Origin of the sequence: Rheinheimera fenheensis, assembly GCF_039871805.1 — a bacterium.
Lineage (GTDB): Bacteria > Pseudomonadota > Gammaproteobacteria > Enterobacterales > Alteromonadaceae > Alishewanella > Alishewanella fenheensis.
Map to the genome: position 1 here is coordinate 17838 of NZ_JBDPJM010000006.1, position 26445 is coordinate 44282.

A 26445-nucleotide genomic window follows, 5' to 3' on the forward strand; every position below is an offset into this window, starting at 1 on the left:
ATACCAGAGCCGTGCTAAGCTTCGCAGCGGTGATTAACGCACTAATCGTAAGTTAACCGCTACCTGACGCAGCGGCTTTACCCGTTAAAGTTCGCGTTGTAAAAATGCTGGCATAGCGTCGGCCGGCATCGGTTTGGCAAATAAGTAACCCTGGATCAGATAGCAGTGGCGGCGGTTAAAAAACGCCAGCTGCTGCTCGGTTTCCACCCCTTCGGCCACGCAATACATCCCCAAGCTGTTGGCCATACTCAGCATGGCTTCAATAATGGTTTCGTCACTGCTGTCGATACCAATATCCTGCACAAAGCTGCGGTCAATTTTAATACCGTCAATCGGTAGCTCTTTTAAGTATTTTAAAGAAGAGTAACCGGTACCAAAATCGTCCAGCGCCAGTTGTACCCCCAGCTCGCTTAATGCCAGCATGGTTTCGATAGCGCTTTGATGGTCGCGCATCAGCGCACTTTCGGTGACCTCAAAGCGCAGATAACTGGCGGATAAATTGTACTTTTGCAGCAAGCCGCGTACATAGTCGGCCAGTGCTGGTTGCTCCAGATGGCGGGTTGATAAGTTGACCGACAGGTATAACAGATGGCCATCGTCATGCCACTTGGCTAAATCGGTCAGCGCACGCTCCAGCAAATCGTGGGTCATATTAATGATTAGCCGCAGCTCTTCAGCCAATGCAATAAACTCGGCGGGCGAGACAAGACCTTCGCTGCTTTGCCAGCGTAGCAGTACTTCAGCGCCAACCACCTGTCGGGTTTGGCTGTTAACGATTGGCTGGTAAAAATTGACAAACTCATCGTTGTGCAGCGCTTTACGTAAGCGGGTTTCACGCGCCAGCCGCATATGGGCCTTTTCGTTCATTTCAGCGGTGAAAAACTGAAAGTTATTGCGACCGGCTTCTTTGGCATGATACATGGCCACGTCGGCATGTTTTAACAGCTCGCCGGCGCTTAGCGCATCTTCAGGATAGACAGCGATGCCAATACTGGGTGAGACGCCCACAGTATGGGTGCCCAGCAACATGGGTTCGCTTACCACACTTAACATTTTACGCGCCACATGGCTAATGTTGTCCTCCGCTTTATAGCCTTCGAGCAGTACGACAAACTCGTCACCACCCAAACGGGCGACGGTATCACTTTCACGAAGGGTGAGGGTGAGCCGGCGCGCCACTTCTTTTAACAACAGATCGCCGATATCATGGCCCAGCGAGTCATTTATTTGTTTGAATTTATCCAAGTCGATAAAGCACAGTGCCAGCGAGCGCTTATCGCGCTTGGCCTGATCTATGCCATGATAAATTCTGTCCATCAGCAGCGCTCGGTTTGGCAGGCCGGTTAGCGCATCATAATTGGCCAGATAACGCAGCTCATCTTCAGCTTGTTTTTGTGCGGTAATATCGGTAAACACCAACACGAAGAAGGTTTGTTGTTGCTGCTCACCAATAGCACTGATGTTTATAAGGGTGGGGCGTTCGCGGCCATCAGGCGTAATCACCTGCTCTTCGCCCTGCCAGTGCTGGCCGGGTTGCAATTCTTTTAACAACTTGGTGTAAAAGCGCCGGCGCACCAGGCTGATGCCCAGATGGTGGGTGCGTGGTTGCTCCAGATAATGTTCGATATTGCCAAAGGCGGCGGCAAATGACTGATTGGCTGCCAGCACCCGCTGGCGATGGTCAAGAATAACCACCCAATCGCGGGTTTGCTGAAAGGCTTCGCCAAATAAACGGGCTTTTTCCTGGTTAGCACGGGTTTCGGTGATGTTACTAAAAGTGCCCACCACCTTTTGCAGTTGCCCCTTGGCATCTATTTCGGTTGCTTTGCCTTGATCTCGAAACCAAAGCCACTGGCCTTGTTGATGTTGCATACGGTAGGTGCAATCAAAACCACTGCTTGGGTCATGCAAAAACCGCTGCCACTGGCTGGCGAAGCTGTTACGGTCATCCGGATGGATCAGCGTCATATGCTGCTGCAGGGTCAGCGGGTTGATATTCTCTGGATAGCCCAACATGGTATGAATACGAGCTGCGTAAAGCTGATTGGTGTTGGCGCTCCACTCCCAAGCGCCGCTATTAACCGACTGCAGTGCCTGTTTTAGCCGTTGTTCGCTAAGTTGCACCTTTTGGTGTGCTTGTTGTACCTCGGCATGCTGCCTGCGGCGAAGGCGGTATAATTTGTAGCCAGCCAGCGCCAGCAGGATGAGATAGAGCAGTTTTGCCCAGCCGGATTGCCATGGTGCGGCTTTTACCGTCAGCGTAAGGGTAGCAGGCTCACTTTCGATACCGGAGTCAGGCGATAACGCCACCACGTGAAAGCGGTAGTTACCCGGTTCTAGCTGAGGAAACACCACAGAGTTGTCGCTTTGCTGCGGAAAGTTAATATTGCTGGCACCGCTTAGCCAATAGCGATAGCGCATTTTATGATTAAAGCTAAAACTCATGGCGCTAAAGTCCAGCGTGATGCCTAAATCCTGATGCGACAGCGTAAAGTGCCGGTTATTCAGATTGCTGTACAGTGGCTCAAGCTTGCCACTTAACACCCGGATACCGGTGATGATGACATCGGGCGTTACCGGCGGCTGTTGTAATAACGCCGGTTGTACCAGAGTAACGCCGCGCATCGAGCCAAACGCCAGCTGACCGTTATCCAGCATAGTTGCGGCGCCGGCGTTGTACTCATGAGTGTCAACGCCATCATCTCGATTGAAGAGTTCAATTTGCAGCGAGTCTGGGTTAAGCCTTACCAGGCCTTTGTGCGATGAGAACCAAATCTGCTCAAACTGATCCGTATGCAGACTATAGATGGCGTCTGACACCAGGCTTTCGCGGATATTAAAGCGGTGCTGAAGGGTTAATGTCTGGGCGTCAAAACCCAGCAAACCGATACCGGATATGCCCACCCACAGCCGGTTGTGTTTATCCAGCACGGCCGTATCGGCAACACGCTGTGAATGAGGCAGATAATGTTCGTGTCGGTAGAGCAGGCGCTGCTGGCCGCTATCAGGTTGCCACAGCCAGACCTCATCTGGTTTACCGACCAACAGGCTGGTTTGTCGGTTGGGTAAGGCGGCGAAAATCACGCTATTGCTACTGGCATCCAGACCAGCAAATTTTGCGGTTAAATCTTCCACCCGGCCGCTTTGGGTATGGTAACGCCACAGTTTGCCCTGATGGAAAAAATACAGCTGATGCTGATGGGCAAAAAAGCCGTAACTGCGATGATCAAATAATTGGCTATCCCCGGCATTTGCCAGTGGCAATGGCTCGATAGCGGCAGTTTGTGGGTTAAACAGTTTAAGACCAACACCTGTGAGTAAGAAAAAACGGCCATTGGGTGCGGGTAATATCTGGAACACTGAGCCGTTGTGATAATACGCTTTGGGGTCGGTTGATACAAAGTACTGTTCGATACTGTTATTGGTTAAATCGACTCTATTCAAGCCATTAGGCGTGCCAACCCACAACATACCCTGATGATTTAACATGCTGTATACGCGGTTATCGCTCAGCTGCTGTGCCGAGCCTGTCAGCTGGCTGAGGTTTTCAAACGCTTCGCTGCGTGGCTGCCAGTAATAGGCACCATCATCACGTGAGGCCAACCAGAAACCGCCGTCTTTATCTGCGACAATATCTAACATACTGCCTTCCGACAGACCCAGGTTAGCATCATTGAAAGACACCAGTTTACTAAGCTCGCCGGTTTGCGGGTTCAAACGCAATAACCCAAGCTCAGTGGGAACCAGCGCTTCATCACCCTGCCATAGCAGTTGCCAGATATTGCGCTGGGTCATTTCGGTCTTAACCTGATAGGGCACTTGCTGGCTTAGATAAGCGTCAAGCTCTGGCAGCGAGATGCTATACAAACCATCCACTGTGCCCATCCACAGTTTATTTTGCGCCACGCTCAGCACCTTAACATGCTGTTGGTCGTCAGTGCTGTTGTCAGGGTCAACATGGGCAATAAAGTGTTGCTGGCCGGTACTGAGATCGTGGGCTATCACACCGTTATAAGCGGCAAGTAGGGCGTATCCCTGATATAAAAACACACGGCGAAGCCAGCCGTCAGGGTGCCCGGCGTCCTTTAAATCGAAAAGCTTACGGGCAGAGCCATCTTGTCGTGAGATTTGCAGTAGGGCGAAATCCGTGATGGCGAGTAGGTGGTCGTTATCCTGCTCCACCAGGTCAACAAGTTGATAACTGGATAATACTTCAAATTGCTGCTGCAATTGTGTTAGCAGCGTCATTAAACCACTTTGGCTGTCGTAATAGTACAACTGGCCACTTTCAGTGCCAGCATAAATTTGTTGATTGCTGCTGAGCAGTAATCGGGTGAAAGACACTTCACGCAGGCCATAATCGGCGGCACTTAGCTGTACTATTTGGTTACTGTCGTAGCGGTTCAATCCACCGGCAGTGGCCAACCACAAAAAACCATCGTGATCGAGCATTAAGTCGTTAATGCTGCCCTGAGAGAGGCCTTGATCCGGCGTGAGCGGTCGTAACAGCGGTGCCGCAGTCAGGCTAAAAGCACTGAGTAACACCAGCACTGCGGCGTATCGCAAAAACTGCGGCAGAAAATTCACAGTATCTCCCGTTTGGTAGCTTTATACATATTATGGGTGCTACACCTGTGTCAGGTGTGAAAACATATAACGAGACCCTACCTATTGTCCAGTACAGCCAGGTAAGCCAACTGCTGTTAGTCAGCCAAGCGCTAACGGCTTATCGCAGCGTTAATGTCCATTGCAGCACGGCAAAGGCTATCAGTAGCAAATAAAGCAAACTCTGCATAAATGCCAACATCTTTATAGCACTGGCAATATCTGTCGCTGCCGGCTCATGTTGCTGGGTCAATCTGCTGCGGCTGATTTTTTCCCGTTGATAATACACTGGCCCACCCAGGCTGCGGTTAAGTGCTACGCTGGCACAGCCCAGTAAATAGAATGACAACAGATTGATATTGAGCCGGGGTTGGTGCAGCTGGCGATAACAGCGTTTAATACCATGTTGCAGCACCAGCACCAGGGTGCATAGCAGTTGTACCGGGCCGTTAACCAGCCTGGCCAGCAGCGCGGCAGGGCGACCAAAATAACGGTAAACGGGCAGTTTGCTGTTCCATTGTTGCTGAGCCAGCAGTAACAGGCGGTAACTGAAGGCTGCCAGGCCGCCACCGAGCAAAAAATAGCACAGTACACCGAGCAGGCTGGTGCTGGCGCGCAGTACCAGGCTTTCAATCACTGCTTTGCTTAGCCCCATGGCCGACAGCGACTGGCATTGGCGCAGTAGCAAGGGTTTTGCCAATTGGCGCGCCAGGCTTAACTGGCCTGCTTGCAGTTGCTGCTGCACCTGCATGGCCTGGCTGCGCTGGTTTTGCCAATCCAGGCTGAGGTAAAGCAATAGGGCATCCAGCGCATAAGGTAGCTCAGAAACGGTATAAAACGCATAACCTAAAGCAATAAAAGGCAGGCAAAACACCAACAGCGCCAGCGTACCGGAAATATAAAGTTGCTCTGGCGAGCGGTTGGGATCGGGATTAACTTTTTTACCAAGTTGACTGGCAAGATAGCGCAATGCTGTCAGCGGGTGATAAGCATCGGGCAGGGGTAACAGGCGGTGCAATAACAGCACCGCCAGCAGCAGGGCGGGATAGACGCTTAGCCCCTGTGGCCACATACTACAGCGTCACGTGTTGTAGCCGTTGCAGCAGCTCCAATACCATGGCTGAGCTGTGTTTGGATGCCACTTCCAGATAGGCTTCAAATGACTGCGGCGACTCTTTGCCGGCAATGTCACTTAAACTTCTGATCACCACAAAAGGCGTATTGAGCATATGGCATACCTGCGCAATGGCTGCGCCTTCCATCTCCACTGCCAGCATGGTAGGGAATTGTTGGCGGATAGTGGCAATGCGCACAGGGTCGCAGATAAAGCTGTCACCAGTGGCGATAAGGCCCTTTTTGGTGTGGCAATACCCCAGCTTGGCAATACTCTGCTCGGCAGCGTCAATCAGTTTGGGGTGGGCAACGAAAGCGGCCGGCATCTGTGGTACCTGGCCCATCTCGTAGCCGAATGCGGTTACGTCTACATCGTGGTGGCGCACTTCAGTGCTGATGACGACATCACCCACGTTCAGCTCGGGGTCAAAGCCGCCGGCCGAGCCGGTGTTTATCACCGCTGCGGGCGAAAATTGCTGGATCAATAGCGCCGTCGCCAATGCCGAGGCCACCTTGCCAATACCTGATTGCACTAACACCACTGGCATGCCGGCCAATGTGCCCTGATAAAAAGTGTAACCACCAAGCTGATGTGTGGTCACATCACTGATTTGCTCGCGCAGCAGCGCCACTTCCGGCTCCATGGCGCCAATAATACCAATAACTTGCATAAGGGATCTCTGAACAAACAACAAGGCCCTTAGTATAAAGGGCCTGTCGGTTAAAATCCCGTCTTTCTTCTGTGTAATTGCCTGGCGGTTTAGTGCGACAGCGTTATGCTAGCCGCTGCTTTATTGTCTGTGAGGGTACCGTTTTGATAATCACGGATCGCCTGCTCTATCTCTGCCGCGCTGTTCATCACAAAAGGACCATATTGCACGACCGGCTCGTTAATGGCTGCACCAGCCAACACCAGCAGGCGGCAGGGCGTTGTGCTGTGTAGTGTTAAGCTCTCGCCCTGGCTTAACACGCCGGCATGATGCTCGGGTACCCGGCGCGGTTCGTTGCCGGCATCAACCTGCACATCACCCTGATACGGATAGACAAAGGCAGTATGGCCTGCCGGCAGCGCTAAGGTCAGGCTTTGGTTAGCCTTCAGCTCGATGTCGTAATACTGCGGCGCTGTGCTCAGCCCCTGAATGGGGCCGTTTTGTTTAGCCTCTGCCGATTGCGCGGTGCCGGCAATCACCTTAATACTGCCTTGTGGCAGCGCAAGGGTGGGGATTTGATCTGGCGCAATATCAACATAAGCGGCCGGTTTCATTTTTTCTGCCGCCGGCAAGTTAAGCCATAACTGAAAACCTTGCATTAAGCCGTGCTCCTGCTGCGGCATTTCGGAGTGAATAATGCCACGTCCGGCAGTCATCCACTGGACACCACCACTTTTTAAATGGCCCTGATTGCCCAGATGGTCCTCGTGCAGCATATGGCCTTCGAGCATATAGGTCACGGTTTCAAAACCGCGGTGCGGGTGGGGTGGAAAGCCCTTGATATAATCACCGGCTTTGTCTGAGCCGAAAAAGTCCAGCATTAAAAAAGGATCCAGCCGGCTGTGCTGGTTTTGTCCCAGGCTGCGTTTAATTTTGACGCCAGCACCATCAGAAGTGGCGACCGATGGGATCAGGCGTTGTAGGCTACGTGTTGTCATAATGACCTCCGGGCATTTTTTGCCATTAAATACCAAGCAAAACAAAAAGAAAATGGCATATTTGTGCGCTTTTTATCCGAAAAAATAGCATGATTGCCAGCGAAACCAGTTCAGCCAGTGTTAATTCTGCACCGTTAAGCTGGCGGCACTTTGGTTTAAGCATTAACCGCCGGTGGTTTGGGCGGACACACAAGGAGTATCACCATGAAAAAGACCCTGTTAGTTGCAACTTTGGTAGCGGCCGCTTTTGCCGGTGCTGCGCAGGCTAATGTGAAATGGGATTATGTTGGCGCCGGTTATACTGACGCCGGTGGCGATGGCCCTTATGTTGAGGGTTCTTACCGGTTAGATGGTAACTGGGTAGTTGATGGTACCTTTTCGCGTTTATCCAGCGGGCCTTTTGATGTAAACCTGTTGCAAGCCGGTGTTAATTATCTGACCGGTTTTAAGCTGGACTTTTCACCTACTACACAAACTTATTTGTTAGCCGGTATTGAACATGCGTCTGGCGATGCGGATGACACTGGTGGTTATGCTGGTGTTGGCCTGCGCCATCCGTTAACGCCGCAGGTAGAGCTGTATTCAGAAGCGACTTATCATTCTATCGGCGATGATCACGGCAGTTTGGCGGGCGGAATTGCATTTTACTTAAGCCCGGACTGGGCAATCCGCAGCAACATCGCGCTTAACAGCGGCGATACCAAAAACGAGTTTCGTTTTGGCGTCAGCTACCAGTTCTAAGATCTGAGCTTATGGCTTTATCACAGCAGCGCCTTATGGCGCTGTTCGTGTTTTAACAGCCAGGCTTTTTTTTCCAACCCGCCGGCATAGCCGGTTAGGGTACCATTGGCGCCAATTACCCGATGGCAAGGCACAATAATGGCGATAGGGTTACGGCCATTTGCTGCACCGACGGCCCGCACCGCCTTGGGGTTAGCAAGATGCCGGGCAATATCGGCATAGCTGCAGGTGCTGGCAAAGGGCACTTTGACTAACGCCTGCCACACCTGTTGCTGGAAGGTTGTGCCACTGGCAGCCAGCGGCAGTGAAAACTGTGCTAAGTGCCCGGAAAAATAGGCGGTTAGCTGAGCTGCTGCCTGCTCGGTCAGCATTGATGGCGCTGCGTTGCCACTGTGATTTACAAAGGCCACTTCAAAAATGCCTGTTGGGATTGCGCTTATTTTCACTGTGCCCAGCGGGCTGTCGATAAATTGGTAATACATGCTGATGTCCTGAATTAACTGGCTAAACTAAACCATAACTGTAAGGTGGCATAGCTACGCCAGGGCGCGAGGCTCTGATGGTTAAATGCCTGCGTATCCTGATCGGCCTTTTTCAGCGCCTTTTTTATGCCTAAGTCACCGGCCAGCCAGATATCGGTGTCACTTAGACCACGCAGCTTAGCGTAACTGACCGTCCAGCGACCTATGCCTTTAATCGTTAACCACTGCTCAGGGGTAGCGTCAGGTGTGCTTAATACCCGCTGCGCCAGCGCTTTTAAGGTCTCGCGTCGGGCCTGGGGTACTTTAATCATGTTAAGATCGCTGGCTAATACCGCCTGCGGCGTGGGAAACAAGCGACGTTGGTTATCCAGCGGTTCGCCCAGCGCCAGCACCAGCCGGTTAAGCTGAGTGCGGGCGCCGGCAACACTGACCTGCTGGCCCAGCACAGCTCGGACACCGGCTTCCCAGCTGTCCCATACGCCGGGTATGCGCAAACCGCTATGCAAGCCGCCGTCAAACAGCGGCGAGGCGCTAAGTGACTGTTCAATCTGCAATATGTTGGCGTCCAGATCCAGCAGTTGCCTGATCTTTTTTACCAGGTTTAATAAGCCCTGAGTACCCGGCCAGCACAAGCTAAGTAGCAGGTTGTCGCCAGTGCCAGGTGTCACTTCAAACCAGCCACGCTGGCCATTAAAGCAAAAACTGCGACCATAACAATTGCCGCGCACCCAGTCGACGCCATCCAGCGTGCGGGCGCGCCAAAATATCAGTAATTGTTGCCAGGCCAGCGGCGGGCGATAGCTGAGTGTCAGCTGCAGAGTGTCGCTGTTGGTACTGCGTCTGCGGCGGATCGCTGTCGGGCACAGCTTTACTTGCTGTAAAAACGCATCATTAAAGCGCCTTACGCTATTAAAACCGGCCTGATAAGCAATGGCTGTGATTGGCAACTGGGTTTCATGCAGTAGTTTTTTGGCAAAGAGTATTTGCTGGCATAGTGCGTATTGTTTTGGCGCTATGCCCAGATGCTGCTGAAACAACTTACGCAAGTAACGCTCGCTTACGCCCAACCGTTCGGCCAGTTGCTGTTGTGTCTGTTGTTGTAATCCACCTTCATCAATTAAGCGTATTGCCCGCTGTAAGGTTGTGTGTTTGCCAAGCCAAGCCGGCGAGCCCGGCGCACTGTCGGGCCGGCAGCGCAGGCAGGGCCTAAAGCCAGCAGCACTGGCGGCAGCGGCTGAAGCAAAGTAACTGACATGCCGTTCAGCAGGTGCACGGGCCGGACAAATGGGCCGACAGTAAATACCGGTACTGTGCACAGCAGTAAAAAACACGCCATCATAACGGGCATCACGTGCCAAACGGGCCTGATGGCAAAGGTCTGCGGCTAACATCAACATACCTTGTGGTAACGGGGTTAGGCCGAAGTATAACAGCCTGGCGAAATGACAATAGCCGGATCCGGTACTGAATGCAGGATTGATGCAGCGGTTATATGCTTGCTTCAACTCATTGCGGCTTTTGTCGTATTGCGAAGTGGTCACTTAGCGCTTAGGATCAATAAGCCAGTGAGGCAGCGGGTACAAAAGGAATCAGCATGTTAGAAGCATTTTTTATTCAATTAAGTACTGAGCCACAGAGCATCAGTTTCGAGCAGAGTATTGCGTTAATTGATACGCTATATCAGTTTACCCCCACAGCCTTCACTAACGGAGAGCTGCATAACACTGCTGGGGAGAATAATGGCTCCTGTAAAATTCTGGCCTTTGGTTTATTGCACCAGTTATCGGCCGCGCAAACGCTGTTTTTGTTTGGTGACTACTACCGCCATGTACTGGACACGCCCAAAGGCACAGACCATCAGAATATCCGCAATTTTATTCGTACCGGTTGGGACGGGGTTGCGTTTAGTCAGCAACCGCTGAGTGCTAAAGCCGTACCCTAAGCCAACGCACTATGCTGTTACCCTGGCCTGGCTGGCTTTGTTCTGTTGCTGTGCTGTGGTATTTTGCTGTGGCAATAACATCATAACAATAACCACAGTTTAAGGTTCGCTATGCAACACAGCAGTGTACTTATCACCAATGATGCGGTGGTACTTGGCCTAATGGCCGTTATTTTGGGCGCCGTGTTTTACACCAGCCACAGTGACAAGCCGTTTTTCAAAAAATTTTATACCTATGTGCCAGCCTTGTTGCTGTGTTACTTCATCCCGTCGTTATTCAACACCTTTGGTGTTATCGATGGCGAAGGCTCGTCGCTGTATAAAATGGCATCGCGTTATTTGTTGCCAGCCAGTTTAGTGTTATTAACCTTAAGCGTGGATTTTAAAGCCATTATGGGGCTGGGGCCTAAAGCGCTTATCATGTTTCTAACTGGTACCGCCGGTATTGTGATTGGCGGCCCAATAGCGCTTATTAGCATGGGCTATTTTTTCCCAGAGCAGCTTGGCGGCGACGTTTGGCGCGGTATGACTACTATAGCTGGCAGTTGGATTGGTGGCGGTGCCAACCAGGCCGCGATGAAAGAAGTATTTAATGTTGATGGCAGTATTTTCTCGGTGATGATCACCGTGGATGTGCTGGTGGCAAATGTCTGGATGGCGGTGCTGCTGTTTATTGCTAGCCGTTCTGAGTTTTTTGACCGTAAAAACGGTGCCGACACCAGCGGCATTGTTAACCTGAGACAAAAAATAGAAAAATACGAAGCGGAAAATGCCCGCATTCCCAAGTTAAACGACATCATGCTGATCGTAGCAGTGGCCTTTGGCGTCACCGGTTTCTCGCACCTGGTGGCGGATATCGTTGCACCCTGGATTGAGCAGGTGGCACCTCAGCTTGCGATGTACAGCTTAACCAGTACCTTTTTCTGGCTGGTGGTAACTGCCACTACGCTGGGATTGTTTTTATCGACGACCAGAGTACGTCAGCTTGAAGCCGTAGGGGCTTCTAAAGTGGGCTCGGCGTTTTTATATATTCTGGTGGCGACCATTGGCATGCATATGGATGTTACCGCCATCTTAGATTATCCGCTGATGTTCTTAGTCGGTATTGTCTGGATGCTGGTGCATGCCGCACTGCTGTTAATTGTGGCCAAACTGATTAAAGCACCGATGTTTTATATGGCGGTAGGCAGCCAGGCCAATGTGGGCGGCGCGGCGTCAGCGCCTGTGGTGGCGGCGGCGTTTCACCCGTCACTGGCGCCGGTTGGTGTGTTGCTGGCGGTGTTAGGCTATGGTTTGGGTACTTATGGCGCCTACATTTGTGGGTTGATTTTACAGCAGGTCGCGCCTTAAGCAGGCTGACAAGGAGTGAATAAGATGCAGGGATTTAAAACCGAATCACGCCATTATGTGTTAATTGCGGCGCTGTTGTTGGCGCTGTATGCCAGTTACTTGCTGGTAGCACCTTATGTTGGTGCTATCGTGCTGGCCTTCGTACTGTCGCTGCTGTGCTTTCCGGTGCATCAGTATATTGAACAAAAACTGCCCGGCCGGCCGAATCTGGTGGCGACCATCTCCTGCTTATTGCTGGTGGTGGTGATACTAGTACCGGCCTCCCTGGTGTTTATGGCGATAGTGCAGCAGGGTATTGCTTTTACCAAGCAAAGTTATAGCTGGCTGAATGATGGCGGTGCTGCACAGTTGTTGCAGCATCCTTTGCTGCAAAGCGCACTGGAGAAAATAAATCGCATTTTGCCCACCGAGCAAATCAGCGGCGAGAGCATCGTAAAACAGCTCACTGAATTTGCCTCGGGTTTTGGTAAAGAATTGCTGAACCTCAGTACCAAGCTGGTGGGAGATGTCACCGGCTTGCTATTTAGCTTCCTGCTGATGCTGTTTATTCTATTTTTTTTGCTACGCGATCACGACAAAGTGGTCAACACCCTGCACTGGATATTGCCGCTGTCACGCTCACAGGAAGAAGCCTTGTTAGATGAAGCAAAAAAAGTGGCGCGCTCGGCTGTGATGGGATCGTTTTTAACCGCGATTGCCCAGGGTATCGTCGGGGGTATCGCTATGGCAATTGTCGGGTTACCCGGCCTGTTCTGGGGCACCATGATGGCGTTTGCGTCTTTTATCCCGGTGGTCGGTACGGCGTTAATCTGGGTGCCGGCGTCTTTATATTTACTGCTGATTGGTGACTGGCCCTGGGCGTTGTTTATGGCATTGTGGGGCGCAATAGTGGTGGGTTCTATAGATAACTTTTTACGGCCTTTGCTGATGCAGGGCAGCGCCGGCATGAACACCTTGCTGATTTTTCTGTCATTAATTGGCGGTATTCAGTTATTTGGCTTAATCGGTGTTATTTACGGCCCGATTATTTTTGCGCTGACGCTGGTGCTGTTAAAGCTCTACACCATAGAGTTTCAGGAATTTCTGGAAAAGCAGGATAAAAGCTAGAAGTATTATCCGAGGCAAGACCCGGTTTACTCACACCAACACGCCGTGAATACGTCCTTGTAGGCTCGACTCAGGCATCCATGCCTTCAACGGTTGGTTTAGAGTAAACCGGTTCTTTTATGTAGGCATCTTCGATGCTTACACCACCAAATCAATCTGTTGCACTAACACCGGCTTGGCGTCATCTGTAAAGGCCAGACCACTGCGCTGAATTTCACCCGTTTTTTGCTGCTTGTTATCCAACAGCGGCATTGGCGTCGCAGCTGAGCTTATCGAAAACGCCCCTAATTTAGCGTCATTCATGCTTAGCAGCTGTTCATTAGGCCGCCATAAATACAGGTATTGCCAGATGTCGTCGCTTGGGTCGATAAAGCCATTGCCGTTATCATCAAACTTAGCCAGCTCAGCAAAGCCCTGGCCAGTTTGCGGGCCAAACAGTTCTGTGCCGTTGTTAACTTGTCGGTCTTGATTGCGATCTGCTGCCAGATAATATTGCTGCGCTGCCAGTTGCGGAAGTTTTACCTTGTCACCGTTACTGTTCAGATCGAACAGCATATTTTGTTCGGTTAACTGCACCGGGCTTCCGGTTAGACTTACCACCAAGGGGTCTTGCAGCGGCTGCTCGGTGTAGCTGTAACGGGCCCAGCTTACGGCCATGCTAAATTCAAAAGCAAAGCTAAGACTGCTGCCATCCTTAAGTTGCAGCTCGCCACTAAAGCTGGCTTGCACCGACTGGTAGCCAAACTCCCACTGCTCAGTTGCCAGGCGTTGCGGCTGCTGTTCACTTTGCTGCACTGTAGTGGTACTAAGCCAAATAGACTGCTGCGACATTGAGGCAGAAAAACTGGCGCTGGTGATGTCCTGAGCAGAAAATTCAGCGACCAGGGGCTTGTCGAGCCAGTCGCCAGTGTGGCTGCTTAGCTGTGCCAAAATACGTTTAACCATGCCGACGGTTTGATAGGCATTAAAGATCTGATCGTCATCGTTTGGCTGCTCGCTTTGCTCGTCTGTAGCAGGTTGTGCCGCAGGTAGAACAGCTGGCGGCGCAGCGGCTAATAGCGGGATCACTGTTCTGCCTGCAGCTGCGGTTGTCTGGGGCGCAGCAGTCAAGGCAGGCTTTAGTAAAGCGGTTTCATTAGGGGTGTTGCTTAGTAACTGCTGTTTGCGACGATAAGCAAGCTGTTTTTGTTCGGCAACCGCAAACTGTTGCGAAGCAGATGTAATATCCATCTTCGGCTCCACAAAGGTATTTCAGTTATTCGGTTATCGGTAAAAGTTGGTTAAAACTTGAACAATATTGTCAGCCTGAACAGTAACACACTGATCAGGCTAAAATTTAAGTTCTACTGATGCTCGCTGCTCAAGCTGAACTGATAACGGTGGCGCGCCAGTGGTGTAAGTACACCGGTTTGGTAGGTATCGACCTGCATCAGGTTGTCGTTATGCAGCGTAAATAGCCGGAACATAGCGGTATGCTGGCTGTCATCGGGTATTTTAGTGCGCTCAAGGGCCGGGATATGCAGATAGTGCACCTTGCCCAGTTGTTTAGAATGGTTACTGCGGTCCATATCCATGTGTAAGTCGCCGGAAATTACCGCCGCTAAATTAGGTTGGGCAATCACTTCAGCAAAACCGGGGTGATGAATGCCTTTGTCGGCGTTTTCCGGGTACACACCGGCTTGGGCACCATGCACTACCAGCAACACAGGTTTAGGGGCCAGTTGTTGTAGCTGGCTTAACATCCAGGCGATGCCGCTATCATTAAAATCACGGCCGTGATCAGGCGAGGCCAATACCAGTGCCACGCGGTCAAACTCCAGTACATAGCTGGGCGCATCCAGCGTGATTTTGCCCTGGTTCCACAGATTGGCAAACTGCATAAAACGCTCAACGCTGCTGCCGTGCTCTTCATTACCCATAATCGGATAAAACGGCAGGCTTAGCTGTTGTAGCACCGGCGTGGCATTTTCGTATTGCACTAAAGTGCCTTTATGAGCAATGTCACCAACGCCAATCACAAAGTCTAATCGCTGCTGCATTGCCAGTTGGTTAATATCAGCAACTGCTGCCGCCATATTGGGAAACTGCGGCTCAGGTTTAGGTTCAGCATCACCCAGTACGGCAAAGCGCAGCAGTGCGTCATCTGCATCATGCTGCGCTGTTGCAGCATCGTGCGGTGAGCAGGCGGGCAATATCATGCTAAACAGCAGGATCAGGCTAAAACGGTAGAGACGTTGCATTTAAAGTCCTTGTAAAAATTTAAGGTTAGTGGGTATTAAACAGGTCTTTAAAGCTGCTGGGGAGCACACCTGTCCAGCGTTTAAAAGCCCGGCGAAAATTGTGCTCGTCCGAGTACCCCAGTTTGGATGCCAACTGACGGTTAGAATATTGGCCTTGCTGCAGCAAGTGCCTGGCGGCATCCCGGCGCACACTGTCGACTAAGGCAGCAAAATGTGTCTGGTGCTGACTAAGCTGGCGTTTCACTCTGCTACTGCTTAGCCCCAGCATAGCAGCAACCTGATCCTGGCTGAGCAGTTGTGGTAAGGCGCGTTGCTGCAGTTGGCAGATAAGCTCAGGTAGCGCCCTTTGCTTATCAAGCATACGATTGAGCTGGCGGCAACTACGAATTTTGGCACTAAGTTGCGCGGCATTAGCGTCTGCAAAGGGCTGCAGCCACAGCGAAAACGGGATGCAAAGACTGTCTGCAGCCTGATTAAAACTGACCTCTACGCCAAAAAATTGTTGCTGCATGGCGGACGCATCATGCTGCAATTGCAAGCTGATACCGTTCACCGTCCCCAGTTGCTGTTTTATTAGGTTTAAAACTAACGCGAACAGCAGGCTCAACATAAAGCCATGTTGGTTTGCCAGCCCCATTGCCGGCTTTATCTCAATAACTATTCCGTGTTGTTGCCGGTAAAGCCTGGCATAGAAACAGGGAAACAGCTGGTGACGAAAATAGTACAGCTGCGACAGTGCCTGGCGCAGGTTTTGCGCATGGTGCAGGCTCTGGCACAGGGAAATATAGTGGCTGTTAAGCAGCGCATTGCCCAGCAGGTAAGGCAGCTCCGGGCTGTTTAACTGCTGCTGGCAGTTTTTCAGCAGGGTTAGCCAATCGCTGTAGTGCAACCTGCCAAGTGGTTTATGTAAGTCTTGCTCAAAAATGCTGGTGCCACTTAGCAGTTTATGCAGCGGTGCGCCACGCCGCTGTGCCAGCGCCAGCAGCTCGCTGCAGCCGTGTTGCAGCAGCAGAATTTTATCCTGATAACCAAAATGGCGCTGGCTCATAACTCAGGCCGCAACTTCAATGCGCTGCCGGCTTTGGCCTGTTTGATGGCAATGTCAGCCTGTTGCAGTGCCGCTTGAGCGCTGTGTTGCTGCACTTCCATCCCGGCTACTGTGATTTGCGGCGCGTCACCCGCTGATACCAACTGCGTTATTTGCTGGCGTAAATGCTGCGCCATGATTTGAGCCTGCTGCACCGTGGTATTGGGTAAAACCGCGACAAAGCGGTCACCGGCGTAGCGGCAGATCACATCACTGTGCCGCAGATGACTACTGAGTAGTTCACTTAACCGGCTAAGGTAGGTATCTCCCGCAGCAATACCGTGGCGGCGGTTAAACCCGGCGAAATTATCAATATCCAGTACCAGCAAACACAGTGTTCTGTGTTGGCTTAAGTGCAGTTCAATTTCACGTTGCAGCACGGCTTGCAGGTAGTCGGCGCCATACAATTGGGTGAGCGGATCGATCAATTGATGATCGCGCAAAAACAGCTCGCGGCCACGCAATTGACGGTTAATAGCGCGCTGCTCGCGATGCCAGCCCACCAGGCCGTAAGTGAGTACCAACATTCCTATCGGCGCCGGTAGCGATTCCAGCCAGCTCATCAGGCGGAACTGCTCCGGATAGCGGATAAACTCATCGAGCAGATCAAGAAAATAGGAAAACACCAGCAGCAGGCTGCCGTAATACAACCACTCGGTAACACGCCCGGCAGGACGAATACTGATAATCAACCCCAGCCAGCCACAGGCCACCAGCAAGGTGGTGCCCTCACCGAGAATATCTAACGTGTCAAACTCAGTACTGTGTTTGGCCGCGCCGGTATTGAGCGCCAGCAGCAAGCCGCAGAGCAGCAAAACAAGGCTTAGCAGTATTTTATAACGGTGTTGTCGCCACATTGTCAGGTTATCCCGGCAAATAAAGCTCATTTTCCGGCTGCCGTATGACAACGGCATGACAGTTGACGGTCGTTGTAGCAGGACGTTGCACTGCTAAGACCCGGGTCAGTAAAGCGCAAGCCCTGTTGTTAACAAACGGCATTTTGTCACACAGCCGCGGCACACTTTGCTGCAACTATTCGCCGTGATCTGAGAGCAACCGATGAAACCGACCAAGCATACACTTTCTTCACCCAGTCTTATTGCCTGTGCTGTTGGCCTGGCTTTTGCCAGCCTGGCGGCGCCGGTACTGGCCGATGCCGATGTGCAGGGCCGCATTACTGATAACCGCAGTAATTTGCTGCAGGGCGCTGAGGTTATTATTCCTGAGCTGAAACTGCGGCGCACCACAGGTACGGATGGCCGATTTTTGTTTAATCAGTTGCCGAGCGGCACTTATACCCTGCTGGTCAATTACCTCGGCGCTATACCGGATACGCGGGTGTTGGTGGTGGGCGACAGCGCACAGCAACTGGGTGATATTAAATTACTGTCGGCCACCGACAGCATTGAGCATATTGAGGTGGTAGGCCAGTCCGGTGCAGTCAGTAAAGCGCTAAACCGCCAGCGCAACGCTGCCGGCATTGTGACCGTGGCCAGTACCGATGAGCTGGGGCAGTTTCCCGACAGCAATGTCAGCGAGGCATTGCAGCGGCTGGCCGGTTTATCGGTAGAGCGCGATCAGGGCGAAGGCCGCTTTGTGCGGGTGCGTGGTTTAGCGCCGGATTATAACGCAGTAACCTATAACGGTACCCAGTTGGCAGCACCAGAAGCCGGCCGCAGGGCGGTAGCGCTGGATGTGATCCCATCTGATTTACTCGAGTCGGTTGAAGTGAGCAAAACCATCACACCGGATATGCCGGCCGGCTCTTTGGGCGGTACGGTAGAGATAAAAAGCTTATCGGCGTTTGATCGCAGCAATGACTTTTACTCCTTTACCGCTGAAGCGGGTTATAACGAACAGCAAAGCAAAACCAGCCCGAAACTGTCCGGGGTGTTTAGCAAAATTCTCGACGTCGGCGGTGAAACCGACAGCTTAGGTATAGCAATAGCGGCCAGTTATGCTGAGCGTAAATTTGGCTCTGAAAACGTCGAAACCGGTGGCAGTTGGGACTTTGACGATGGCTTAGAAGAATTTGAACTGCGCGATTATAGCATCAGCCGCGAGCGCATCGGCCTGGCGCTGAACCTGGATTACCGGCCCGGTAACCACAACGAATATTATCTGCGTACCCTGTACAGCGAATTTAGCGATGATGAAACCCGCCAGGGCTTAGTGATTGCACTGGCAGAGCCGCAGTTTGCCGGTGCAGAGGGGGAAGCAGAGATAATCCGCTCGTTAAAGCAGCGCAAAGAAACCCAAACCATCAGCGCTGTGGTGCTGGGCACCCGGCAACAGGCCGGCAACTGGCAATGGCAACTGGAAGCCAGCGCCAGTAAAGCCGATGAAGACACGCCCTTTAATATCGGCGCTGCCGATTTTGAGCAGGCATTTGCTGATGGCGTTGGCTTTAGTGGCAGTAACATTTTACGTTTAACGGCGCCGGACGAGGCCCGCCTGGCCGACGGTTATGAGCTTAACGAAGTGGAGATGGGTGACACCTATGCCAAAGAAACCGAGCGTAATGTCCGTTTTGATATCAGCCGCGAGCTTATACAAACGGCAGGCAGTTTAACGCTTAAAACCGGCGCGAAATTCAGCCAGCGCGAGAAAACCGCCGCTGAAGACGTCTGGCTGTTCGAAGACTTTGACGATCTGGGCATTAGTGCGCTAAGCCTGAGCGATTATGCTGGCGGTAGCATCGATTACAGCCTGAGTGCTATGGGGCCGGCGATTAACAGCAGCAGTATTTATCAGTTGGTAAATGCGCTTAACCGCAATGATTTTATTGACGAAGTGGAGTCACAAATTAATGATTATCAGGTAGATGAAGATATTAGCGCCGCTTATCTGATGGCGCAGTGGGAGCGTGATAACTGGCAGTTAATTGGCGGGGTGCGTTTTGAACACGAACAGCGTGACGCCAGCGGTAGCCGCTATGATGCAATACAGGAGGTATTCAGTAGTAACAGCGGCAGTACTTCTGAAGGCTATTGGTTACCGGCGCTGGTAGGCCGCTATAACTTCTCCGAGCAAACCATTATGCGCGCGGCATTTAGCACCGGCCTGGTGCGGCCTAACTTTGAACAGCTATCACCGGCGTTTATTCTGGAAGAAGACGATGATGAGCTCGAAGCGGCCTTTGGTAACCCAGAGGTTAAAGCCCTGACCAGCAACAATCTGGATCTGGGCATAGAGCACTACGCTGATAAATTAGGCGTGTTATCGGCGATGCTGTATTACAAGCAGATAGACAATTTTATTTATGAAGCCGATTTAGCTGGTCGTGGCGACTATGCCGATTTTGCCAAAGCCGAAACCTTTGTTAACGGCGGCAAAGCCGACTTATATGGCCTTGAGCTAAACGCCATTCATAAGCTGTCGGGTTTTGGTAATTGGTTAGATAACCTGCTGCTATCCGCTAACCTTACGTTAACCGATTCTGCCGCTGATATTGAGTGGTTTGATGACGGCATGCTGTTAAGCCGCGAAGTGGCGCTGCCAAGCCAGTCAGATAAAACCGCCAACCTTAGCCTGGGCTATGAAACTGATGTAATTAGTCTGCGTCTGGCGGCCAATTATAAGTCGGAGTATCTGGCAGAGGTGGGTGATATTTCCGACAGCGCCTATGATGTGTATGCCGACGACCATTTACAGCTGGATTTTACCGCTAAGTGGACCTTCGCCCGCGGTATACAGCTGTACTTTAATGTGGTTAACCTGAACGACGAGCCGTACTACGCTTACACCGGCCTTAAACCATATAACTTTCAGTATGAGCAATACGGCCGCACTTTGGTGCTGGGCGTGCAGCTCACTAACTGGTAAGCAAGGACAGCATAATGTTAGGCAATAAAAATATGTTTAAACTCAGCATGGGCAGTCTGGCACTGGCCGCGTTGTTAAGTGGCTGTCAGGCCGATACAGCAGCACAGGCAACGCCGGCGGTACAGGCACTGAATGTTAATGCTAGCCATTACTACAGTGTGCAGCTGGCCGGGGTGGATTATCAGTTGTTTACCACAGCAACAGACTTGCAGGTTCGCAACGCAGAGCACGAGCTGGCCCGGCAGAGCGGAAAATTTAGCCGTTTAACGCTGCAGCCATTAAATAGCGAAGCAGTATTGCTGGCAGCGATGGATACTAACAACAACAGTTTATATCTGTGGCGTTTTGCACCGAAAGAGGCGCCAGGCCTGCAATTGCTGCAACGCCAGCTAATCAGTAGCCGGGTGGTGGACGATCTGTGCTTCTATCACAGCACAGAAAACCAACAGCTCAGCCTGTTTTTAATGGGGGGCCGCGGCGGCGCGGATCAGTTATTGCTACAACAACAGCAGCAATGGCTGGCAACGCCACTGGTGATCCGCGAGCTGAATATCCCTTATGACAGCACCGCCTGTGCGGTAGATAACATAGCAGGCGTCCTGTATATCGCTGAAGCAGACCGTGCGATCTGGCGCTATCAGGCCGAACCTGAGGCTGATGAGGGCCGCAGTTTAGTGCAGGTGAATAAGCCTTTTGGCCAGTTGCAAGGCGAGGTTAAAGCGCTGCAGTTACTCAATGATGGCAGCGTACTGGCGCTGGAAGAACAGCCGGCGCGGCTGCTGCACTTAAGCGCTAACGGTGAGCTGCTAACCACAGCTGCTGTACCGGCATTGGCCGAAGCCAGTGGTTTGGCTGTACAGCAGCAGGCTGAAAGCGTAACGGATTTTATCAGCAGTGAACAGGCAGACGCCGTGCAGCAGCTGATTCTGTCGGTGCCAGCGCCGGTGCCGGCTACTGCTGTGCGCAGCGCCAAAGCCGCCATGGTGCAACTGATGCCAACCCTGCAAACCGATGCTGCCAGTCAGCGTGGTGATGTGATAGACGACCCGGCAGTGTGGCATCACCCGTCAGCGCCGGCACGCAGCCTGATCCTGGCAACCGATAAACGCGCCGGGCTGGATGTATATAACATGCAGGGCAAGCGCGTACAGCAGCTTAGTGTGGGCCGGTTAAATAATGTTGATCTGCGTTACGGTTTAGCGTGGCAAGGTGCTCAACATGATATAGCTGTCGCCAGTTTGCGTGATGATAACAGCCTGCAGCTGTTTGCGATTGATAGCAGCGGCAAACTGCATAATGCCGGCAAGGTTGCTACCAATATGGCCGATATTTATGGCCTCTGTATGTACCAGAGCAGCAAAACCGGCCAGCAGTTTGTATTTGTGAATGATAAATCCGGCCTGATCCAGCAGTACCGTATTGATACTAATGGCCATGCCTGGCAGGGCAGCCTGGTGCGCAGTTTACAGGTTCCGTCTCAGCCTGAGGGCTGTGTCGCCGATGATAACAGCGGTATGCTGTTTGTCGGTGAAGAAGATGCCGGTATCTGGCGCTTTGCCGCCGAGCCGGATGCGGCTGTGGCCGGTGAGCAGATCATACTGGTCGACGGCGAAACCCTGGTTGATGACGTGGAAGGGTTAGCACTGGCAACGCATGGTGACAATCAATATTTGATTGCTTCCAGCCAGGGCAACGACAGCTATGTGATTTATGATGCGGCTGCGCCTTATGCACTGCGGCTGCGCTTTCGCGTTAGCACGAATCCGCAATTGGCCATAGATGGCAGCTCGGAAACCGATGGTCTGGAAGTCACTACCCGCTCATTAGGGCCGGGTTTTGAGCAAGGGGCCTTAATAGTACAGGACGGCCGTAACCGCATGCCGGAACAGGGCCAAAACCTTAAACTGGTACCCTGGGCAGATATATTGCAGCAATTAAACTAGCCCCAACCATAAAGGCCGCGTATATCGCGGCCTTTGTCATAGTGTTGGCATGTTTGCACCTGTGTTAATTCAGTTTTGCCGCCAGGCAGCGCTCAACAATATTCTTAATTTTTTGTGGTGAAAACGGCTTGGCAATAAAGCCGCTGGCACCGGCGGCGATACTTTTTTGCACATTGTCTACAGAGTTATGTGCGGTCACCATCACAACATGGGTTCTGTCTGATTCAGTTTTGATTTTTGCCAGCAACTGCTGACCATTAATGTCGGGCAATTCGATATCGAGAAAGACTAAATCGTGCTGATGCTGGTTAAACACCGACAAGCCACGGCTACCATCTGCTGCTTCGTGTACTTGTGACATACCCAGATGCATCAGGGTTTGCCGCAGGTATTCGCGCACCGTGTAGGCATCATCAATTATCAGGATTGAACATTGTTGTTGGGTCATTGCAGCTCCATTGCTAATACTGGCTGTCACCAGTGTAGTGCAGATTCAGGCACCCGGCGGTAAACAATGTTCCGAAGTTTAGGTTTTCTGGCTGAATTTAACCTGAATCGCGCCAGTGTTGATCTACCAGGCAATCTAACTATTTTGTATTGTCCTTGTTGCGTTACTACAGGTTGTTGCTATTTTTACTACTTAGGCCAGCGCCAGATAGCAAGGAGCCATCATAATGCGCCGTAATACCCCGGTTACGACAACAGAACGTACCTTCCCTCCAGAGCAAAAGTTAATTTCCAGCACTGATTTAAATGGCACTATCCGCCATTGTAACGATGCCTTTGTTGCGATCAGTGGCTTCAGTAAAGATGAGTTGATTGGCCAGCCGCATAATATCGTGCGTCACCCCGATATGCCGCCACTGGCGTACAAAATTATGTGGGAGCATTTAAAAGCCGGTAAACCCTGGATGGGGCTGGTGAAAAACCGCAGTAAAAATGGTGATTACTACTGGGTGGATGCCTATGTCACCCCGGTGACAGAAAAAGGCAAGGTGGTAGGTTACGAGTCGGTGCGCTCGTGTCCGTCACGCACCGATATCAAACGGGCAGAAAAACTCTATGCCGCTATTAATGCCGGTAAATTTAACGCCCGGCATTTTCATTTGCATTATCACATGGTGGTGCTGGTGGTGGCGCTTATATTGAGCTGGTTACTATACAGCCAGAATTATGCTACCACCGCCATGGCACTGGTGACAGTATCTGCGATGGTGCTGTGTATTTGGACGGCCTACAGTAAGAAAAGCGCCCTTAGCAGCATAAAAACACTACTGGCTAATGCGTTTAGCCATGAGCTAGCGGTAAAAACCTTTACAGACGATGAGCAAGATTTAGGCGAATTAAAAGTGGCGGTTATGAGCTCAAAAGCCCATTTAGGCGCGGTGCTAACCCGAATGGAAGATGCGGCGAAGAGCGTATCGAGGCAGTCTGACTCTGGTTTGGCACTGGCGAAATCGTCGATGCAGCTAATCCAGCGCCAGCAACAGGAAACCGAGCAAACTGCCACTGCGATGCATCAAATGACCACCACCATCGCAGAGGTGTCAAAACACGTACAGGAAACGGCGCAGCAAGCAGAGCAATCTAACGAACTGGCGCTGCGCAGCCGTCAGACGGCGGCGGTGACCCGTAAAGCGATTGAAGATTTGCGCCACACCGTAACGAACATTAGTGATTCAGTCACTCAGGTGTCAGAGCAAACCAAAAAAATTGCCAGCGTAGCGCAGATGATTGAACAAATCGCTGAACAAACCAACCTGCTGGCGCTGAATGCTGCGATAGAAGCGGCACGCGCTGGCGAGCAGGGACGCGGCTTTGCGGTAGTAGCAGATGAAGTGCGCAACCTGGCGCGGCGTACCCAGGAGTCAACCAAAGAGATACATCAGATCATCGCCGATCTGACCAGCCGAGCCGATAATGCCGTAAGGGTAGCGCAAGATGGCACCAGCGGTGCTGAAGCCGGTTTGGGCCGGGTAAAAGAAACTGAGCAGATGCTAAATGGCATCTCTGATGCGGTAGGCAGTATCGCCAATATGTCGATTCAGATGGCTGCTGCAGTGGAGCAACAGGCTAATGTCGCCGAAGAGGTAAACCAGCAGGTGGTAAATATTTCCAGCCTGGCCAGCAACAGCCTGACTGAGGCGGCTAATTCGGCTGACAGTATAAAAAAGCTGCAGCAAATTTCGAATGAGCTGCACGAGCTGGTAGTACGTTTTGCCCGTTAAGCCTGAGTGACTCAGAATAACCCGCCCTTGCTGGGCGGGTTATTTTTTATGGCAGTATAGGTTGCTGTCAGGCGACTTTAAATTGTGCAGCCAATTGCTGCAGCTCGGTACCCAAGCGGCTTAAATCAGTGCTGGCTTCTGCTGTCTGCTCACTGGCCGTCGCTGACTGCTCTGCTACATCGCGGATGCTGTAAATGCTGCGGTTAATTTGTTCGGCAACGGTACTTTGCTGCAGTGCGGCAGCGGCGATTTGCTGGTTCATCTGCTGAATGCTATTTACGGCTTCACTGATCGCCTTAATTGCGTCACCGGCGTCATCGGCGCTGGCCAATGTATTCTCTGCCAGGCCGGAGCTTTTGTGCATATTGCTAACTGCATCTTCGGCTTTTTGCTGCAAGGTACTGATAAGTTGCTCAATTTGTCCGGTTGACTCTTGCGTACGAAATGCCAGGGCACGCACTTCTTCGGCTACGACAGAAAAGCCCCGACCTGCCTCGCCGGCTCGCGCGGCTTCAATCGCTGCGTTTAGCGCCAGCAGGTTGGTTTGGTCGGCAATACTTTTTATTACGTCCAGCACCGAGCCAATATTATTGCTTTGCTCTTTCAGCTCGCTAATGGCTTTGGCTGAGGTGGCCACTTCATGCGCCAGCGCTTTAATTTGCTGCATGGTTTTCTCTACGACCTGCTCGCCCATACTGGCCTGTTGTGCAGACTCGGTCGCCGCGCCTGAAGCATCTTCAGCACTCTTGGCCACTTCCTGCACTGTGGCTGACATTTCATTCATCGCCGTGGCCACCTGCTCGGTTTCTTCTTTTTGCTGGTTTACGCCAGCGGCATTTTGCTCAGAGATTGCTGCCATCTCCTCGGTGGCAGTAGCGAGCTGGGCAATGCCGGCCGTGAGATTTTGAATAAGATTGCGCAGGCTGATACTCATTCGCTGCATCGCTGCCATAAGTTGACCGGGCTCATCCAGTCTATTGGTAGGTAAATCGTTGGTTAAGTCGCCGGCGGCAATTTTTTCTGCCACTGAGACCACTTGCTGCAGCGGCGTAACCACCATTTGGGTGATGACAATTGCTGCTGCGATGCCAATAGCAATTGCTAACGCCGCAGCGATAATAATAATCCGCTCCAGGCTGTTGGCTTCTGCCTCCAGCATAAACAGCTGATTCGCTACTGATTTGGTGCCGGCTTCATCTGCAGCGCGTGCTACGCTGGTCATACGTTCTTCAATTGCCAGGGTCTCAGTGCGATTATTTACCATATCCACACTCGACAGTTGTTGCAGCTGTTGTTGATACAGCTCGACATTACGCAGCAGCTCATTCATCAAGGCTGCACTTTCCTGTGTGGTGAATTGTGCCAGGCTTTTTTCGCCAAGCTGTTTAGCCTGATTAGTAATTGCAATCGCACGTTCATAATATTGACTGTCGTTTCGCAGCATAAAGTTTTTTTCCTGCTGCCGTGCTTCACTGATTAGCAGGTTTGTTTCGCTCACATCAGCCACCAACTGAAAGCGGGCGGTCAGGCTTTGCAGCGCGTTGTAACTTAACACTGAAATCAGCAGTAAAATCAGGAGCACTAAGCCAAAACCGGTAAGCAGTTTTTTTCGCACCGTTAAATTTTGTACAAAGGTCGAGTTGTGAAGCATGGTAAGCCCTCAGTTTTAATTTTAGGCGGCAAGTTCCTTTGCCGGTAAGGCTCCATGAGAATATTGGAAACTTAAGCATACACCCCAACTGCTTAAGCGCAAGTTTTTAACTAAAGTGTTGATATACAAATAAAAAGGCCAGCATCTGCTGGCCTTTGCTTTTCATGCATTAATATCAGCTACACGGTGATATTAATATTTTGTCCCAGGTTGCTAACAGGGGATGAAGCCTGTACCTGCTCAACCGACTGCATAGCACTTTGTACCAGCATGGTTGCCATTTTCGCTTCCTGGTTTTGCTGCTTTTGGGCCATTACTGCACCCAACACCTCATAGCCGTAGCCTGAACCTGCAGCGCCAACGGATTGACTCATAGTTACCTCCTATGCCAATTCCTCAAGACTGTAACGGCAGCTTCAGGATTAACTTTAGCGTTATTACGAAACTTTTTTCCAGCAATAAAAAATGCCGCCTGTTGCAGCA

Annotated in this window: 20 protein-coding genes; 7 read left to right on the forward strand and 13 right to left on the reverse strand. The window is 51.6% G+C overall.

Going from position 1 to position 26445, the window contains the following annotated elements:
- Nucleotides 1-84: 84 nt before the first annotated feature.
- From ABGI61_RS10385 to ABGI61_RS10400, 4 genes are all read right to left on the reverse strand, one after another.
- The gene (locus tag ABGI61_RS10385; RefSeq protein ID WP_347600766.1) at nucleotides 85-4587 is read right to left on the reverse strand and encodes an EAL domain-containing protein; all 4503 of its coding nucleotides are present in this window, start codon (nucleotides 4585-4587) and stop codon (nucleotides 85-87) included.
- A gap of 139 nt (nucleotides 4588-4726) precedes the next feature.
- A complete protein-coding gene (locus tag ABGI61_RS10390; protein WP_347600768.1) occupies nucleotides 4727-5677 on the reverse strand; it encodes a cobalamin biosynthesis protein in 951 nt (316 codons plus the stop codon).
- A gap of 1 nt (nucleotide 5678) precedes the next feature.
- On the reverse strand, nucleotides 5679-6389 hold the full coding sequence (gene mtnN / locus ABGI61_RS10395) for a 5'-methylthioadenosine/S-adenosylhomocysteine nucleosidase (RefSeq protein WP_347600770.1): 711 nt from the start codon (nucleotides 6387-6389) through the stop codon (nucleotides 5679-5681).
- Between the two features lie 89 nt (nucleotides 6390-6478).
- On the reverse strand, nucleotides 6479-7366 hold the full coding sequence (locus ABGI61_RS10400) for a pirin family protein (RefSeq protein WP_347600772.1): 888 nt from the start codon (nucleotides 7364-7366) through the stop codon (nucleotides 6479-6481).
- 204 nt (nucleotides 7367-7570) lie between these two features.
- Here ABGI61_RS10400 and ABGI61_RS10405 point away from each other — a divergent pair, with 204 nt between their 5' ends.
- A complete protein-coding gene (locus ABGI61_RS10405; protein ID WP_347600774.1) occupies nucleotides 7571-8107 on the forward strand; it encodes an outer membrane beta-barrel protein in 537 nt (178 codons plus the stop codon).
- Between the two features lie 20 nt (nucleotides 8108-8127).
- Here the strand turns inward: ABGI61_RS10405 and ABGI61_RS10410 are convergent, their stop codons facing one another.
- Nucleotides 8128-8589, reverse strand: coding sequence for a methylated-DNA--[protein]-cysteine S-methyltransferase (locus ABGI61_RS10410; RefSeq protein ID WP_347600776.1), 462 nt, complete (start codon nucleotides 8587-8589; stop codon nucleotides 8128-8130).
- Between the two features lie 14 nt (nucleotides 8590-8603).
- Nucleotides 8604-9980: an Ada metal-binding domain-containing protein gene (locus ABGI61_RS10415; RefSeq protein ID WP_347600778.1), complete on the reverse strand. Its 1377-nt coding sequence runs from the start codon at nucleotides 9978-9980 to the stop codon at nucleotides 8604-8606.
- A 203-nt stretch (nucleotides 9981-10183) separates the two neighbouring features.
- On the opposite strand from ABGI61_RS10415, the gene ABGI61_RS10420 reads away from it, so the two are divergent.
- From ABGI61_RS10420 to ABGI61_RS10430, 3 genes are all read left to right on the forward strand, one after another.
- A complete protein-coding gene (locus tag ABGI61_RS10420; RefSeq protein ID WP_347600780.1) occupies nucleotides 10184-10531 on the forward strand; it encodes a HopJ type III effector protein in 348 nt (115 codons plus the stop codon).
- Nucleotides 10532-10642: 111 nt separating this feature from the next.
- Nucleotides 10643-11881, forward strand: a complete 1239-nt coding sequence (locus ABGI61_RS10425) for a DUF819 family protein (RefSeq protein WP_347600782.1) — start codon at nucleotides 10643-10645, stop codon at nucleotides 11879-11881.
- 24 nt (nucleotides 11882-11905) lie between these two features.
- Complete coding sequence (locus ABGI61_RS10430; RefSeq protein WP_347600784.1) at nucleotides 11906-12988, forward strand: AI-2E family transporter; 1083 nt, start codon at nucleotides 11906-11908, stop codon at nucleotides 12986-12988.
- A gap of 138 nt (nucleotides 12989-13126) precedes the next feature.
- On the opposite strand, the gene ABGI61_RS10435 is transcribed toward ABGI61_RS10430, so the two are convergent.
- The 4 genes from ABGI61_RS10435 to ABGI61_RS10450 all read right to left on the reverse strand — a co-directional run bounded on the left by ABGI61_RS10435 (nucleotide 13127) and on the right by ABGI61_RS10450 (nucleotide 17202).
- Nucleotides 13127-14218, reverse strand: coding sequence for an SPM autocatalytic domain-containing protein (locus ABGI61_RS10435; RefSeq protein WP_347600785.1), 1092 nt, complete (start codon nucleotides 14216-14218; stop codon nucleotides 13127-13129).
- A gap of 113 nt (nucleotides 14219-14331) precedes the next feature.
- Complete coding sequence (locus tag ABGI61_RS10440; protein ID WP_347600787.1) at nucleotides 14332-15228, reverse strand: metallophosphoesterase family protein; 897 nt, start codon at nucleotides 15226-15228, stop codon at nucleotides 14332-14334.
- A gap of 25 nt (nucleotides 15229-15253) precedes the next feature.
- On the reverse strand, nucleotides 15254-16276 hold the full coding sequence (locus tag ABGI61_RS10445) for a helix-turn-helix domain-containing protein (protein WP_347600789.1): 1023 nt from the start codon (nucleotides 16274-16276) through the stop codon (nucleotides 15254-15256).
- Entirely contained in the window at nucleotides 16273-17202 is a 930-nt protein-coding gene (locus ABGI61_RS10450; RefSeq protein WP_347600791.1) for a GGDEF domain-containing protein, read from the reverse strand. The genes ABGI61_RS10445 and ABGI61_RS10450 overlap by 4 nt, the downstream gene beginning before the upstream one ends.
- Nucleotides 17203-17374: 172 nt before the next feature.
- Between ABGI61_RS10450 and ABGI61_RS10455 the strand changes: the two genes are divergently transcribed.
- On the forward strand, nucleotides 17375-20140 hold the full coding sequence (locus ABGI61_RS10455; protein WP_347600793.1) for a TonB-dependent receptor: 2766 nt from the start codon (nucleotides 17375-17377) through the stop codon (nucleotides 20138-20140).
- A gap of 14 nt (nucleotides 20141-20154) precedes the next feature.
- The gene (locus ABGI61_RS10460) at nucleotides 20155-22083 is read left to right on the forward strand and encodes a phytase (protein WP_347600795.1); all 1929 of its coding nucleotides are present in this window, start codon (nucleotides 20155-20157) and stop codon (nucleotides 22081-22083) included.
- Nucleotides 22084-22147: 64 nt separating this feature from the next.
- Here ABGI61_RS10460 and ABGI61_RS10465 read toward each other — a convergent pair whose 3' ends face one another.
- A complete protein-coding gene (locus ABGI61_RS10465) occupies nucleotides 22148-22531 on the reverse strand; it encodes a response regulator (protein ID WP_347600798.1) in 384 nt (127 codons plus the stop codon).
- 226 nt (nucleotides 22532-22757) lie between these two features.
- On the opposite strand from ABGI61_RS10465, the gene ABGI61_RS10470 reads away from it, so the two are divergent.
- Nucleotides 22758-24311 (forward strand): methyl-accepting chemotaxis protein, encoded by a 1554-nt coding sequence (locus ABGI61_RS10470; RefSeq protein ID WP_347600800.1) that lies wholly within the window; start codon nucleotides 22758-22760, stop codon nucleotides 24309-24311.
- Nucleotides 24312-24378: 67 nt separating this feature from the next.
- On the opposite strand, the gene ABGI61_RS10475 is transcribed toward ABGI61_RS10470, so the two are convergent.
- Together ABGI61_RS10475 and ABGI61_RS10480 are read right to left on the reverse strand one after the other, a co-directional pair.
- On the reverse strand, nucleotides 24379-25962 hold the full coding sequence (locus ABGI61_RS10475) for a methyl-accepting chemotaxis protein (RefSeq protein ID WP_347600802.1): 1584 nt from the start codon (nucleotides 25960-25962) through the stop codon (nucleotides 24379-24381).
- A gap of 179 nt (nucleotides 25963-26141) precedes the next feature.
- A complete protein-coding gene (locus ABGI61_RS10480) occupies nucleotides 26142-26336 on the reverse strand; it encodes a hypothetical protein (protein WP_008223676.1) in 195 nt (64 codons plus the stop codon).
- Nucleotides 26337-26445: the final 109 nt, after the last annotated feature.